The 13653-nt window shown below is 29.6% G+C and carries 17 protein-coding genes and 2 tRNA genes; 8 read left to right on the top strand and 11 right to left on the bottom strand.

The annotated features are described in order from the left end of the window. Positions 1 to 41: 41 nt before the first annotated feature. Positions 42 to 809: a lipopolysaccharide kinase InaA family protein gene (locus V8G56_RS06210; RefSeq protein ID WP_395437556.1), complete on the top strand. Its 768-nt coding sequence runs from the start codon at positions 42 to 44 to the stop codon at positions 807 to 809. Here the strand turns inward: V8G56_RS06210 and V8G56_RS06215 are convergent. Then, positions 799 to 1557, bottom strand: a complete 759-nt coding sequence (locus tag V8G56_RS06215; protein ID WP_395437557.1) for a glycosyltransferase family 2 protein — start codon at positions 1555 to 1557, stop codon at positions 799 to 801. The two genes, V8G56_RS06210 and V8G56_RS06215, sit on opposite strands and share 11 nt — an antisense overlap. A gap of 141 nt (positions 1558 to 1698) precedes the next feature. Then, entirely contained in the window at positions 1699 to 2664 is a 966-nt protein-coding gene (locus tag V8G56_RS06220; RefSeq protein ID WP_395437558.1) for a hypothetical protein, read from the bottom strand. Between the two features lie 134 nt (positions 2665 to 2798). Between V8G56_RS06220 and V8G56_RS06225 the strand changes: the two genes are divergently transcribed. Beyond that, positions 2799 to 3557: a glycosyltransferase family 2 protein gene (locus tag V8G56_RS06225; protein WP_395437559.1), complete on the top strand. Its 759-nt coding sequence runs from the start codon at positions 2799 to 2801 to the stop codon at positions 3555 to 3557. 8 nt (positions 3558 to 3565) lie between these two features. On the opposite strand, the gene V8G56_RS06230 is transcribed toward V8G56_RS06225, so the two are convergent. Beyond that, on the bottom strand, positions 3566 to 4381 hold the full coding sequence (locus V8G56_RS06230; protein ID WP_395437560.1) for a 2,3,4,5-tetrahydropyridine-2,6-dicarboxylate N-succinyltransferase: 816 nt from the start codon (positions 4379 to 4381) through the stop codon (positions 3566 to 3568). A 322-nt stretch (positions 4382 to 4703) separates the two neighbouring features. On the opposite strand from V8G56_RS06230, the gene V8G56_RS06235 reads away from it, so the two are divergent. From V8G56_RS06235 to V8G56_RS06255, 5 genes are all read left to right on the top strand, one after another. Then, positions 4704 to 4994, top strand: coding sequence for a hypothetical protein (locus tag V8G56_RS06235; protein ID WP_395437561.1), 291 nt, complete (start codon positions 4704 to 4706; stop codon positions 4992 to 4994). A gap of 82 nt (positions 4995 to 5076) precedes the next feature. Continuing rightward, a complete protein-coding gene (gene ruvX / locus V8G56_RS06240; RefSeq protein ID WP_395437562.1) occupies positions 5077 to 5487 on the top strand; it encodes a Holliday junction resolvase RuvX in 411 nt (136 codons plus the stop codon). Between the two features lie 90 nt (positions 5488 to 5577). Continuing rightward, positions 5578 to 6168: a peptide deformylase gene (gene def / locus V8G56_RS06245; RefSeq protein ID WP_395437563.1), complete on the top strand. Its 591-nt coding sequence runs from the start codon at positions 5578 to 5580 to the stop codon at positions 6166 to 6168. Positions 6169 to 6221: 53 nt separating this feature from the next. After that, positions 6222 to 6647, top strand: coding sequence for a DUF5606 family protein (locus V8G56_RS06250; protein WP_395437564.1), 426 nt, complete (start codon positions 6222 to 6224; stop codon positions 6645 to 6647). A 108-nt stretch (positions 6648 to 6755) separates the two neighbouring features. Further along, positions 6756 to 7319, top strand: a complete 564-nt coding sequence (locus V8G56_RS06255) for a TlpA family protein disulfide reductase (RefSeq protein WP_395437565.1) — start codon at positions 6756 to 6758, stop codon at positions 7317 to 7319. Here V8G56_RS06255 and V8G56_RS06260 read toward each other — a convergent pair. From V8G56_RS06260 to V8G56_RS06290, 7 genes are all read right to left on the bottom strand, one after another. Next, on the bottom strand, positions 7308 to 8459 hold the full coding sequence (locus V8G56_RS06260; protein WP_395437566.1) for a lycopene cyclase family protein: 1152 nt from the start codon (positions 8457 to 8459) through the stop codon (positions 7308 to 7310). The genes V8G56_RS06255 and V8G56_RS06260 overlap by 12 nt on opposite strands. A 13-nt stretch (positions 8460 to 8472) precedes the next feature. Then, complete coding sequence (locus tag V8G56_RS06265) at positions 8473 to 8922, bottom strand: sterol desaturase family protein (protein WP_395437567.1); 450 nt, start codon at positions 8920 to 8922, stop codon at positions 8473 to 8475. 9 nt (positions 8923 to 8931) lie between these two features. Continuing rightward, positions 8932 to 9771: a phytoene/squalene synthase family protein gene (locus V8G56_RS06270; protein WP_395437568.1), complete on the bottom strand. Its 840-nt coding sequence runs from the start codon at positions 9769 to 9771 to the stop codon at positions 8932 to 8934. 1 nt (position 9772) lies between these two features. After that, the gene (locus V8G56_RS06275; protein WP_395437570.1) at positions 9773 to 11233 is read right to left on the bottom strand and encodes a phytoene desaturase family protein; all 1461 of its coding nucleotides are present in this window, start codon (positions 11231 to 11233) and stop codon (positions 9773 to 9775) included. A gap of 43 nt (positions 11234 to 11276) precedes the next feature. Further along, the gene (locus V8G56_RS06280) at positions 11277 to 12191 is read right to left on the bottom strand and encodes a MerR family transcriptional regulator (RefSeq protein ID WP_395437571.1); all 915 of its coding nucleotides are present in this window, start codon (positions 12189 to 12191) and stop codon (positions 11277 to 11279) included. Between the two features lie 76 nt (positions 12192 to 12267). Beyond that, a tRNA-Leu gene (locus tag V8G56_RS06285) sits at positions 12268 to 12352 on the bottom strand. A gap of 53 nt (positions 12353 to 12405) precedes the next feature. Continuing rightward, positions 12406 to 12478, bottom strand: a tRNA-Lys gene (locus V8G56_RS06290). A gap of 130 nt (positions 12479 to 12608) precedes the next feature. Between V8G56_RS06290 and V8G56_RS06295 the strand changes: the two genes are divergently transcribed. Beyond that, positions 12609 to 13130 (top strand): shikimate kinase, encoded by a 522-nt coding sequence (locus V8G56_RS06295; protein WP_395437572.1) that lies wholly within the window; start codon positions 12609 to 12611, stop codon positions 13128 to 13130. Here V8G56_RS06295 and V8G56_RS06300 read toward each other — a convergent pair. After that, positions 13122 to 13625, bottom strand: a complete 504-nt coding sequence (locus V8G56_RS06300; RefSeq protein ID WP_395437573.1) for a phosphoribosyltransferase family protein — start codon at positions 13623 to 13625, stop codon at positions 13122 to 13124. The genes V8G56_RS06295 and V8G56_RS06300 overlap by 9 nt on opposite strands. Positions 13626 to 13653 lie beyond the last annotated feature (28 nt).

Raw genomic sequence — 13653 nt, forward strand, 5'->3', positions numbered from 1 at the left:
GTTTAAAAAATTAAATGCAATAGATATTGATTTTATTTAGAATGAAGGAAAAGAAGGTTTTTCATGATCACGTAAAAAACAGAAATAAACTAACTCTTGCAATTCATGATTTTGATAGTTATGAAGGAGGAGTAGGCGACCGTAATACCATTAAAATTTTAAATATTGATGGGGTCAATGTTAATATTAAAGCGTTTAAAATTCCTAATATTTTTAATCAAATTGCCTACAGGTTTTTTAGAAAAAGTAAAGCGGAAAGATCTTTTGAGTATGCTAAAAAACTAATAGAACTTGGTATAGGTACTCCTAAACCCTTAGCTTTTTTTGAATATAACACCCTTTTGTTATTTAAAAAAAGCTTCTATTTAAGTGAGCAACAGGATTGCGATCTAACTTATAGAGAGCTCATAACAGATTTAAATTATCCAAATCATGAAACTATTTTAAGGGCTTTTACAAGGTTTACTTATTTATTACATGAAAAAGGGGTTCAGTTTTTAGATCATTCACCTGGGAATACGCTCATTAAAAAAAACGGAGATAATTATGATTTTTATTTGGTTGACTTAAACCGGATGAATTTTGGTAAACTTGATTTTGAAACGAGAATAAAAAATTTTTCCAGACTTACCATGTATAAATCCATGGTTGAAATTATGAGTGACGAATATGCTAAATGTACAGGAGAAGATCGCCAATTAATTTTTAATTTGATGTGGAAATCTACACTGCTGTTTCAAAAAAAATATCAAAATAGAATGAGATTAAAAAAGAAACTAAAATTTTGGAAAAAAAATGCTAACGCTTAGTTTTCCATAACCTATAAAGTTTTATATACTTTAAAAAAGTACCGTGGTAAGTTTGAACACAAATAATTAAACCATTAATCCCATCTAAAAATCCCAATCTTAAAAAGTAAGCTTTAAAAAAGCTCCAAAAAGGTCTGTATATTATTTTCCATACAGATGACTTGATCCCAAGTTTAAAATAGGCTTCTGAAGCAATAGTAGTAAAATCCTCTATTTTTTGATTATGCTCAGAATAGTCCCTATACATCCAATGCAATAAATCTCCATTTAATTTACCCGATTTGAGCCCTTTTTTTAAAACATAGCAGTCATGTGGGTTTATACCTTTCCATTCTCCACTACCTTTTTTAAATAATCGAAGTTTTTTATCCGGGTACCAATCTGAATGTTTAATCCATTGACCACAATAATTATTTAACCTATTGACAAAATAACCATCAAATTTCCAATTGGATTTAATGTTTAAAATACTAGTTTTTAAGTCCTCAGAAAGGACTTCATCACCATCCAATGATAAAATATAATCATTTTTAGCTAAAGAGAGGGCGTGGTTTTTTTGTTCTATATATCCTTCAAATTTATGTTGAATGAAAGTAGTGTTAAATGATTTGCATATTTCTGCTGTTCTATCTGTAGAGTAGGAATCTAAAACAATAATTTCATCAGCAATCCCCTTTAAAGAGCTTAAACATTTTTCTAAATGTTCCTCTTCATTGTATGTGATAATAACAGCTGAAAGTTTAATCATTTTTATTAACTAGAATATATTGAGTGCAGTGAACATAATTACCGTTTTCTCGACTATTGTTGCAAAAATAGATTATTAAATTTTGTAAGCAAAATGCTAAGCATTTATAATAATGAATTCTAAAAATAAAATGCTTATTAATTATTTGTTAGTATAGACTTCTTTAAAAACTGTTTTGACCCAAGTATTTAAAGTATATTTTTCAAATACTTTTTTTGGAATGGGATTGTAACTAGAATATAAAAAGGAGTCAGGAATATTTATATTGTTTTCATCAATAATCAAAATATTTTGTGGGTCATAAAAATCGTAATTTACAATGTCAGGGTTGTTTGTTATTAATTTTTTATGAAATCCCATGGCTTCAAATACTCTAAATGTCAGTCCTCGATGCTTGCGAATCTGTCCCAAATCTAGCATGCAGATAGTTTCCATTAAAATTAGTTTAATATCTTTAAAAGACATCGGTTCCTTGATTATTTCAATTAAGTTATAAGTGTTTACTTTTTTATTTGTTTTTACAATAATTTTGAAATCTTTTCTTTGGTCTCTTAGAATAGAAGATATTTTTAATAAGACAGGGAATCTTTTTTTGTCATAACTACTAATATTAAAAACGCAATACTTCAATTTTTTATTTTCTGAATTTATATCGTTTTCTTCATAGATAAAGTTAGTAATGGGTTTAAAACCATATTTTTCGCAGTCACCCGGTTCAAAACTATATATTTCATTAAAATATTTTATAGTTTTTAATTTTCTCCGGTAATGATTGATGCCATCAAAAAAATAGGTTTTTAAAAGGGGGGTTCTTGATTTTAATTGTTCTAAATTTTTAAAAGACAACATATCCGGTCTGACAATCAAAATAGTATCAAAGTTTTCATTGCCAATAACTTTTTTGATGTATTTCTTGCGGTATTCAAATTTTAAATCTTCGCCAATTTTTTTCAAAAAAAAGTTCTTTACTTTTAACGATAAAGTACTGTATTTATATTCAGGTATGTGAATATCTGTGACTAGTATATTATTATTTTTTCTGAGTTCATCAGCAACTTTTTCCATGTAACCCATGTATTTTGGGGCTATAATCAAAACTTTTTTCATGCTGAGAGACGTTTCTTTGTTTAGTAGAATTTTATTTATCTGGTAAAAATACAAAGTATTTAAAGACTCCTTGATGGTTATGATGTAATTAGTTAAAAAAGTAATATTTTAGCTAAGCACAAATTAAAATTCACATGGGAATCAGTGGTCTGGTTATAACTTATAATGAGGAAAAATATATTGAAAGATGTGTTAAAACTCTTTTTAAAGTTTGTGATGAAGTAATTATTATAGATTCTTTCAGTGTGGATAAAACAGCTGAAATTGCCGAAAAACATGGGGCAAGAGTATATTGTCAGAAATTTTTAGGAGATGGTCCTCAACGTATTCATGGTTTGCAGTTTTGTAAAAATGACTGGATTTTAAACCCTGACGCAGATGAGTTTTTAGAGGAAGATGCCTTGGAATTTATATTGAGCAAAAGTTTTGAAACGGATGTTTATGATGGTTATGAGTTTAGAAGAAAAAATTATCTCGGTAATGATATTATAGATTTTGCTGGTTGGTACCCCGATTATGCCTGTAGATTCTTTAATAAAAAAACTGCCTCTCCATCAAAAGCTATGGTACATCAAAGAGTTGAGGGCAAAAATATTAAAAGAGTAAATGTACACTTTGCACACTATGCTTGGAGTAATTTATACCAGATTATTGCCAAAAAAAATCAATATACTGATTGGCAGGCAGAACAATTTATTAAAACCAAAAGGCGGACTAATCCTTTTACACCTTTTAGCCATGGTTTTGTGTCTTTCTTTAAATGTTATTTTTTACAGAAAGGTATCTTTAATGGAGTTGATGGTTTTACCTTTTCTTTTATACAGGCCTTCTTTTCTTACATGAAATACGCTAAACTCAGAAAACTTCAAAAACAGGAAACAAAGACTAATTAAAAGGGCCGTTAAACCGCTACATCATTCTCACGAAGTGCATTATTTAAGGACGTTTTCTTATCTGTACTTTCTTTACGTTTTCCAATAATTAAAGCGCAAGGTACTTGAAATTCACCAGCAGGAAATTTTTTCGAATAACTACCTGGAATTACAACTGATCTGGCAGGAACCCTACCTTTGTATTCAACAGGGGTTTCACCTGTAATATCAATGATTTTTGTACTCATTGTTAAAACAACATTTGCCCCTAAAACAGCCTCGGTTTCAACACGAACGCCTTCTACTACTATACAACGAGATCCAATAAACGCATTGTCTTCAATGATAACAGGAGCCGCCTGTAAGGGCTCTAAAACACCACCAATACCAACACCACCAGATAAATGCACATTTTTTCCAATTTGAGCACAACTACCAACAGTTGCCCATGTGTCCACCATAGTGCCTTCATCTACATAGGCTCCAATATTTACATAGCTAGGCATTAAGATGGTTCCTTTTGAGATATATGCTCCGTGACGTGCAACTGCGTGCGGTACCACTCTTATTCCTTTTTCAGCATATCCTGTTTTTAATGGTATTTTATCATGAAATTCAAAGGGGCCAACTTCTATAGTTTGCATCGTTTGTATTGGGAAGTATAAAACAACTGCTTTTTTTACCCATTCATTAACTTGCCAGCCATTTGTAGCGGGTTCTGCAACGCGAAGTTCACCGGAATCTAATAAAGAAATGACCTCTCTTATAGCATTAATGGTTTCAGGTTCTTTTAAAAGCGTTCTGTTTTCCCAGGCTTTTTCTATGATATGTTGTATTTGTTTCATGGTTGAAATTCTTTTTGGCAAAGATAGTATCTATGTTTAAAATAAAAAGTTTAACTGAAGAATATAAATTGGACTAATAGTTGAAATACATAAATGTGATTAAAAATATTTTAAAAAAAAACTTTTTACCTCCCAACTAAATTGAATCATCGATAAAACACATTATGGGTGAATTATGACGTTGAAATGAGTTATTTAATCTATTCAACGACAAAAATGGTAGCTTCTCTAATCATCGAAAATCTAGTTAGTTACAACTAATTTATTGTGTATTAGCCTCTAGGTGTATATATATTTGTTTCAACAAAAAAATCTAAGTAACATGAAATTAAATTTTTACATCTTATTAATTTTATTACTTTCTTTCTCAGTTGCTAACGCACAAGAAAGTTCTACTGAGCTTATTAATAATGTAAATATTTCTGTTTCTGAAATTATAATTGAAGTTTCAACTACTCAAACTAATGAAACTACTGTAAATGAAAACAAAGAGTTAAATACTAATGATGTTATTGCAAGAGATAGCGATATCAGAATATATTTAAATCAAAAAAGAAATGTTCAAAATATAAATTTGTTATTTCCTGAATTTAATAAGGATCAAGTAGCTTAATATTTCATATCTATAAGTTTGAAAAAGGTTATCAATTTTGATAACCTTTTTTTTATTGACTATTTTTGAATAAAATTTTTTTATGGGGCGCATATTAGCAATTGATTATGGATTGAAAAGAACAGGTATTGCTGTTACTGATGAATTGCAAATAATAGCGTCTGGACTTACTACAGTTTTGACTAATGATCTTATTTCCTTTCTTAAGGACTATATTAAAAAGGAAAAGGTAGAATTGTTTCTTATAGGTGAACCTAAACAAATGAACAATTCGCCTTCAGAAAGTGAAGCTTTAATTATTCCGTTTATTAAAAAATTGGATAATGTTTTCCCAAATATTCCTATTAAACGAGTAGATGAACGTTTTACATCAAAAATGGCTTTTCAAACGATGATTGATAGTGGATTGAAAAAAAATCAAAGAAAAAACAAAGCACTTATTGATGAAATTAGTGCCACTCTTATACTTCAGAGCTATTTGTATTCAAAATAATCCTAATACTTAATGATTAGTTTTTTTAATTAAATGATTACAATAAAAAGTAAGTATTGTATTTTTGCATAAAATTAGCAAAAAACAACAATGATTTTACCTATTGTAGCATATGGAGATGGGGTTTTAAAAAAAGTGGGCACCCCCATTACTAAAGATTATCCTAATCTTGATAAACTTATTGAAAATATGTTTGAGACTATGTATAATGCTTTAGGAGTAGGGTTAGCAGCACCTCAAATTGGATTGCCAATTCGTTTATTTGTAATTGATACGTCACCATTTTCTGAAGATGATGATTTGACAGCAGAAGAACAAAATACACTCAAAGACTTTAAGAGAGTTTTTATAAATGCCAAAATCACTAAAGAAGAAGGTGATGAATGGGCTTTTAATGAAGGCTGCTTAAGTATACCAGATGTGCGAGAGGACGTGTTTAGACATCCAAAACTAAATATTGAGTATGTTGATGAAAATTTTAATAAACATATTGAGGAATTTGATGGTTTGATTGCTAGGGTAATTCAGCATGAGTATGACCATATTGATGGTATTTTATTTACAGATAGATTATCAGCTTTTAAAAAACGCCTAATAAAATCTAGATTAACCAATATTTCAAAAGGGAAAATAGATGTTGATTATAGAATGCGTTTTCCAGATCAAAAAAAGAAACGATAATATTTGCAAAGCACTACTAAACAAGTGATATTTGCCCTTTTTAAAAATAATTTATGAGCTTAGAAAAAATAATTGCTATTGCTGGAAAACCTGGACTGTTTAAACTGATTACGCAGACGCGTGCAGGTTTTGTTGCAGAATCGTTAATTGATAATAAAAGATTATCTGTGAATGTGCAACAAAACGTGAGTGTATTGAGTGAAATTGCTATCTATACGTTAACAGAAGAGGTGCCATTAAAACAGGTGTTTTTAAAAATCAAAGAAAAGGAAAATGGGCAACAAACTAGCGTGAGTGCAAAAGATAGTAAAGATGCTCTTGAAGAATTTTTCTTTAATGTACTACCAGATTATGATGAAGATAGAGTTTATGTAAGTGATATCAAGAAAGTTATTCAATGGTACAACTTGCTTCAAGCGCATGATTTGCTGGATTCCCTAGAAGAAGATAGCAGTAAAAAATCTGACGAAGAAGAATAAATAAATTTAGATGTTTAAAAGAACCTTCATAATAATGGAGGTTTTTTTATGCTTTGTTGTTAAATTTGTAAGATTATATCGAGTTATAAAAATCTCTAATTTGTTTTCATGAAACTTTCCAAATCTCAAATAAGTAATCTTATTTTTTTAGTAGTTATTGCTATATTGATCATTCCTCAAACAAGAAAACCTATTCAGGTTTTTATAAATAAAGGATTTGCATTAATAAGTCCGAGTATTGAAAAAAAGGAAAACCAAACAACTTTAAAAAGTTATGAATGGAAATTAAAAGATAAAAATGGGAATGTTTTTGATTTTGAAAGTGTAAAGGGTAAGGTTGTTTTTGTAAATTTCTGGGCTACTTGGTGTCCTCCATGTATTGCTGAAATGCCGAGTATTCAAAATCTGTATACTGATTATAAAGATAAAGTTGAATTTTTACTGGTAACCAATGATCCGTATTCTGAAATCAATAAATTTTTAAGCAAAAACAATTATGACTTCAAAATTCTTAGACCGGTAACCTTTAATAAAAGTATATTTGAAGTCTCAACAATCCCGCGAACATTTTTAATTGATAAAACAGGTAAAATTATTATTGATGAAACAGGAGCCGCTAATTGGAACAGTGACAAAGTAAGATCAGTAATTGATAACTTGTTAAAAGAATAAGGTTTTAAAAAAAGCCTTTATGAATGAAAATGAAAATAAGGAATGCATAATTTTCAATTCTTCAAAAATAGAAGAGTCTTCATCTAAAAATTTAAACATGGTTTCAACAGGGTTTTTAGAATAGAACTGTTCAAAAACCCATTCACCTTTATCATTTTCATCTTTTAAAACCTTAAGGAATATAGCATCGTAAAATTGATATTTTTTATTATTTAAATCTTTCGATATGATATTATTGAATTTTATATTTTCAATAATTTTTGCAACATTTTTTTCAGTGTGTTTAAAAGAATAACCTGTTGAACCTTTTACCCAACCAGCCGCCGTGCCAATTTTAGTAATATTTTTTGAAGATTCATTTTCAAAAGGAAAGTCAGTCATTGGTATATTACCGGTTTCAACTTCTAAAATTTCATAGTCTTCAATTTTTAGGAAATTTGCAAGATATTGCTTTAAATAATTGTCATATATTTTGTCATCAACAATATGTTCAGTGAAATAAGTAAACTCAACTAAGGCTTTTTTTGTTGAAAATGGTAAAACATAGGTAAAAGTAGTTTGCTTACCATCTTTTAGCCTGTAATCCATCATTGTAAAGCTTTCTGGATTAAAAACCCCATTTTTAGTTTCTATAATCCAACCTTTAAAATGTTGATTAATTCTTGTGTATTTATCTGAATTATTAAAAAATGAATCAGATATTCTGCTATCAAAAACATGAGATGCTGAATAAGAAGTGTTTTCAGTTGTAATACGAACTAATTCATTTTCTTCAACGTGAGTAACCTGATCAATAATAAAATGAAAATTCTCCTTTTTGGAAAGCCTGTCTTTGGCATCCTGATAAAAGTCAGAAGACCGAATCATTTTATATTTGTAAGGATTTAAGTCAAGGTTTAGTGTTTTAGTTGAAGAATAAAACTTAGCTGCATTCCAATTTTTATATACAATATGATCCCATTTTCCTATACCTTTTTCCCAAAAACACCATGTTTTGTCATTCTTGTTTTTATCTGATACATCAATTAAAGCAAATTGTTTGTCATCAAAAAAGGTGTCCTTTGAAAATTCTAATGCTAACTGCAATCCTGCTAAACCATTTCCAATAATAATATAATCGAAATGATTTGTAGAAAGCATTTATTTGAAGTAATTATTGTTTGAAGTATTTAAAAGGAACGAATAACATGCCAAAGCACTCACCTTGTTCTTTTCCTAAATGTTTGTGATGAATTTTATGAGCGCGTCTTACACCTTTAGCATACCAGCCATTGGCGTTTCTGAATAATTTAAAACGTTGATGAATAAATATGTCATGAACAAGAAAATAAGCAGCTCCATAAGCCATGATGCCTAAGCCTATTGGTAAACAATACCATATACTTTCGTAGCTCCACAAATAGAAGCAAATCATACTTACTATGGCATAAAAAATAAAAAATGCGTCATTACGCTCAAACCAGCTATCATGATCTTTTTTGTGATGGTCTTTATGCAAACTCCATAAAAATCCATGCATAATGTATTTATGAGTGAACCAGGCCATAAATTCCATAATGCAGAAAACGGTAATAAATACTAAGATCCAATAAATAGTTTGCATGCTATAAATTTACATTAAATTTAATTGATATTTTACATAACTACGCATTAACAGCTCAATTTTTTTGTGATTTGAAACGCGTATTCTTGCCTGTTTTATCTTTAAAGCGGGCGTTTTCTTCAATTTTTTTAATAATTGGTTGTAATATCGGTAGGCCATAAAAACACCAAATTTCGCCTCAATGGGCAGCATTTTTATTCCTTGAAGACCTTTTGCAAAATCTTGCTCAATATCCTGTATAATCTCTAATTTTGCCATCTCGTCAAGATTATTTAAATCAGCATTCGGGAAGTAACTTCTGTCTAAACCTTCATGGTCTGCTTTTAAATCTCTAAGGAAATTTACTTTTTGGAAAGCAGAACCTAGTGACATGGCAGAATCTTTTAATTCATTATATTTTTCGTTATCTCCTTTAACAAAAACCTTTAAACACATGAGGCCCACAACGTCTGCCGAACCATAGATATATTTTTTAAATTCCTCTTCAGTCAGGTAGTTTGATTTATGCAAATCCAAACGCATACTTTCCATAAAGGAATCCACTAAATGTTTGTCAATTTGATACTTATGATATGTATATTGAAATGAATTTAATATTGGATTTAAACTAATCTTATTATCCAAAGCCTCTTCCATATCTCTGGAGAAGTTGCTAAAAAGAACTTTTTTATCATAATCATGAAAAGAATCTACAATTTCATCTGCAAATCTAACAAAGCCATAGATATTATAAATGTCTGCTCTTATAGATTTGGCCAGCATTTTAGTTGCTAAAGAAAATGAGGTGCTGTATGATTTGGTGACAATCATACTGCAGTGGTATGAAACGTTATCAAATAATGATTTCATTTTATAGACTATGATGTTTAGTTATTAAATCTGCAACTAATTTACCCGATATTAAAGAAGGCGGAACTCCAGGTCCTGGAACTGTCAATTGTCCTGTAAAGAATAAATTCTTTACTTTTTTACTTTTTAATTTAGGTCTTAAGAACGCAGTTTGTGTTAATGTGTTTGCCATTCCATAGGCATTACCTTTATACGAATTATAATCTTTAATAAAATCATTAATACAAAAAGATTCTTTAAATATAATATGATTTTTTATTTTTTGGGAAGTTAATGTTTCAAATCGAGTCATTATTTTTTCAAAATAGGCTTCTCTTAATTCCGGTGTATCTTCTAATCCAGGTGCTAATGGAATTAAAAAGATGCCTGCTTCTTGTCCTTCTGGCGCTGAATTCACATCTGTTTTACTGGGGAAACTGGCATAAAATAATGGGTTTTCGGGCCATTTCGGATTGTCATAAATTGCTTCAGCATGTATATCAAAATCCACATCAAAGAACAAGGTGTGATGATTTACATTGATGAGTTTTTTATCAAATCCAACATAAAATAATAAAGAGGATGGGGCAAAAGTTTTTTTACTCCAATAGTTTTCAGAATATTGCCTGTAGGTTTTGTCGACTAAGGTTTCTGTATGATGATAATCTGCCCCGCTGAGTACAATGTCACTAAGAATTGTTTCTCCTTTTGAAATAATTCCTTTAGCTTGTCCATTATCAATAATTATTTTTTCAATAGGACTGTCAGTTTTAATAGTAACTCCTAATTCTTTAGCTAAGCAGGCAATTGCTAAAATGACTTCATACATACCGTTTTTTGGATGAAAGGTACCCATACCAAAATCGGCATAATTCATAAAACTATAAAACGATGGGGTATCACTGGGTTTGGCTCCTAAAAAAAGCACAGGAAATTCAAGAATTTTAGCCAGACGGTCATTTTTAAATTCTTTCCTGACATCTCTTTTAATGTTGCTAAAAAATTGATTCACTTTTTTTGCCGTTTGAAATGTAACTAATTCTAAGGGTGAAACTCCAGGATTATATACTAAATCTTTAATGGCAATATCATAATTGCTCTTTGCTGTATCAATGAATTTTTGAAGTTTTATAGAAGAACCTTTTTCTTCTATTTCAAAAGCTATGAGTATTTTTTCTATAGTATCCTCTATGGTTATATAATCATCAACACCAAAATAAACACTGTAAGCAGGGTTCAATTTTTCTAATTGGTAATAATCTGAAGGAATTTTGCCAAAGTCTGAAAAAAAACGTTCAAAAACATCAGGCATCCAATACCATGTAGGACCAATATCAAAGGTGAAGCCCTCTTTTTTTAATTGCCTTGCTCTGCCACCTATAGTAGTGTTTTTTTCAAATATAGTAACATCATAGCCCTTTTTTGCTAAATAGCATGAAGCAGCTAAAGATGAGAAACCAGAACCTATTATAGATATTTTCATATGTTTAACAAATGTAAATAAAAGCTAAACAATAAAAACACATTTAACTTTTCTTTTGTAATTTATTCACTAATTTCTCAATGGAAACGAATGGGATGATTTTTTTTGGTAACTTATTTATATCTATACTTTTAAGCATATATCCAAGAATCCAAAGTTCATTTGTATTATTTGTTAAAAGTGTTTGTTGGAAGTGTTCTAGATAATTTACAATGTCGTCTTTTTCTGGTTTTACAGTAAAATAGGATATAAAGGTTATATCATCAAAAAATTTCAATAAGTCAACTAGGCTATCCGTTGGAATACTCTGACCTAAAAATAGTGTTTGGTAGCCCCGACTTACAAGTTCATAATTAATAAAGAGTAAACCAATGTCATGAATCTCATTTTCAGGAAGAAAAAATACAAATGTTCTTTCACAGTTGTTTGGGGCTACATCAGACTTTTTTTCGGTATTTAATAATATTTTTTGTTTAATACGTGTTGAAATGAAGTGCTCATGAGCAGGGGTGATAGTTTCTGTTTGCCACAAAAGACCAATTTCGTTTAATAGTGGTATAAAGGCATTGTAAAATATATCATTAAAGGATTTTTTTTCAATTAACTCTTTGTAAGTTTTTGAAAATAAACGCTGATCAAAAGTTAACATTGCAAGTTTAAATGCGTTAACCGCATACTCATCATCTACATTTTCATTAGAAGCTAATTCTTTGACAAGCGAAGAAATGTCATTATTACTTAAACTTGAAATTTTTGAAATTTTGTAGCCATTATTATTTAAGAAAGCCACATTTAATATCTTTTGAAGACTTTCAGTAGAATAATATCTAATGTTAGTATCAGTGCGCTTTGGCTGAAATAAGTTATAGCGTTTTTCCCAAATTCTTATTGTGTGAGCTTTAATGCCACTAAGATTTTCTAAATCTTTAATGCTAAACTCCGTCTTAATATTGTTCATTTATAATAAAAAATAGTTAAACAAAATTAAGAAAATATATTCGTTAAAAAAAAGATATGATTAAATAATCAAAAAGTGCGCACGAGAAGACTCGAACTTCCACATTCTAAGCGAATACTAGCCCCTCAAGCTAGCGCGTCTACCAATTCCGCCACGTGCGCAAATGAATTATGTAAAAATAAAAAAAGTTAAGCACATGGCTTAACTTTTTTAGTGACCGGGCTGGGGCTCGAACCCAGGACCCTCTCCTTAAAAGGGAGATGCTCTACCAACTGAGCTACCAGGTCATTTGTTTTTCTCTAACGAGGGTGCAAATATAAAATGTTTAATTTATAAAACAATGCTTTTTTAGAAGATTTTTTTGTTTTTTTGCTGTGCTCTAACGTATGTTTTTAATAATCAATTCAAAGCAAATTTATGATTGTAGTTTTAATTGGGTATATGGCTTCCGGAAAGTCTAGTTTAGGTAAAGTTTTGGCTAAAAGGTTAAACTATAATTTTATTGATTTGGATGATTTTATAGAAACTAAGGAAAAAATGCCTGTTAAGAACATTTTTGATACGAAAGGTGAGATTTATTTTAGAAAAGTGGAGAACTTATATTTAAAAGAACTCATCTATCATGTCAATGACACTGTTTTATCCCTGGGAGGAGGTACTCCTTGTTATGGTAATAACATGAGGACTCTTTTAGATACTGATGATGTTAAAAGTATTTACCTAAAAGCATCCATTCCATCTTTAATTAATAGATTAAAAAATGAAAAGATTAAGCGTCCATTAATTTCACATATTAAGACCAATCATGAATTAACTGAATTTATTGGTAAGCATTTATTTGAAAGATCGCCATATTATGATCAGGCCCATTTTAAAATTAATACAGATAATAAATCTAAAGAAGAAATTGTTGAAGAAATAATTAAAGTATTAATCTAAATACGCTTCAAAAACCGGCCCTTCCAGCATAATTTGAACATGTTCATGCAAGGAGGTTGATAAGGAAATTCCTTTAAAATCAGCCTTAACAGGATATTTTTTATGGTTTCTATTCACTAAAACGGCTGTTTTAAATTGCTTTAAAGGAACATTCAAAAAGTGTTTAACCCCATAAATTAATGTAGTGCCTGAGTTTAAAACATCATCAACTAAAATCAAAGATTTATTTTCATATTCATCAGGAGGAATGGATGTTTTTATTTCTTCTAAGGGATTCCTTTTATTGATACTTACTTTACAAAGAATTGGATTAATATCAGAAATTTTCTGAAGAACGGTTTTTAGTTTTTTTGCGAAGATGTATCCGTTTTTATCAATACCTGCTAAAATAATTTCCGTCTCGTTTACATTGTTTTCATAAATCTGAAAAGCAATACGTCTTATTTTGTTGTTGATTTGATTATGAGTCAATATGATATTTTTTTCAACAGTCATAATTACGGTTTATTAAATTAAAGTATAA

Source organism: Gaetbulibacter aquiaggeris (assembly GCF_044003965.1).
In the GTDB taxonomy this organism is placed as follows: domain Bacteria; phylum Bacteroidota; class Bacteroidia; order Flavobacteriales; family Flavobacteriaceae; genus Yeosuana; species Yeosuana aquiaggeris.

Bases quoted from the DNA above. Each gene is read 5' to 3' on its own strand.
- V8G56_RS06210 (WP_395437556.1), top strand. From the start codon at position 42: ATGAAGGAAAAGAAGGTTTTTCATGATCACGTAAAAAACAGAAATAAA.
- V8G56_RS06215 (WP_395437557.1), bottom strand. From the start codon at position 1,557: ATGATTAAACTTTCAGCTGTTATTATCACATACAATGAAGAGGAACAT.
- V8G56_RS06220 (WP_395437558.1), bottom strand. From the start codon at position 2,664: ATGAAAAAAGTTTTGATTATAGCCCCAAAATACATGGGTTACATGGAA.
- V8G56_RS06225 (WP_395437559.1), top strand. From the start codon at position 2,799: ATGGGAATCAGTGGTCTGGTTATAACTTATAATGAGGAAAAATATATT.
- V8G56_RS06230 (WP_395437560.1), bottom strand. From the start codon at position 4,381: ATGAAACAAATACAACATATCATAGAAAAAGCCTGGGAAAACAGAACG.
- V8G56_RS06235 (WP_395437561.1), top strand. From the start codon at position 4,704: ATGAAATTAAATTTTTACATCTTATTAATTTTATTACTTTCTTTCTCA.
- ruvX (WP_395437562.1), top strand. From the start codon at position 5,077: ATGGGGCGCATATTAGCAATTGATTATGGATTGAAAAGAACAGGTATT.
- def (WP_395437563.1), top strand. From the start codon at position 5,578: ATGATTTTACCTATTGTAGCATATGGAGATGGGGTTTTAAAAAAAGTG.
- V8G56_RS06250 (WP_395437564.1), top strand. From the start codon at position 6,222: ATGAGCTTAGAAAAAATAATTGCTATTGCTGGAAAACCTGGACTGTTT.
- V8G56_RS06255 (WP_395437565.1), top strand. From the start codon at position 6,756: ATGAAACTTTCCAAATCTCAAATAAGTAATCTTATTTTTTTAGTAGTT.
- V8G56_RS06260 (WP_395437566.1), bottom strand. From the start codon at position 8,459: ATGCTTTCTACAAATCATTTCGATTATATTATTATTGGAAATGGTTTA.
- V8G56_RS06265 (WP_395437567.1), bottom strand. From the start codon at position 8,922: ATGCAAACTATTTATTGGATCTTAGTATTTATTACCGTTTTCTGCATT.
- V8G56_RS06270 (WP_395437568.1), bottom strand. From the start codon at position 9,771: ATGAAATCATTATTTGATAACGTTTCATACCACTGCAGTATGATTGTC.
- V8G56_RS06275 (WP_395437570.1), bottom strand. From the start codon at position 11,233: ATGAAAATATCTATAATAGGTTCTGGTTTCTCATCTTTAGCTGCTTCA.
- V8G56_RS06280 (WP_395437571.1), bottom strand. From the start codon at position 12,191: ATGAACAATATTAAGACGGAGTTTAGCATTAAAGATTTAGAAAATCTT.
- V8G56_RS06295 (WP_395437572.1), top strand. From the start codon at position 12,609: ATGATTGTAGTTTTAATTGGGTATATGGCTTCCGGAAAGTCTAGTTTA.
- V8G56_RS06300 (WP_395437573.1), bottom strand. From the start codon at position 13,625: ATGACTGTTGAAAAAAATATCATATTGACTCATAATCAAATCAACAAC.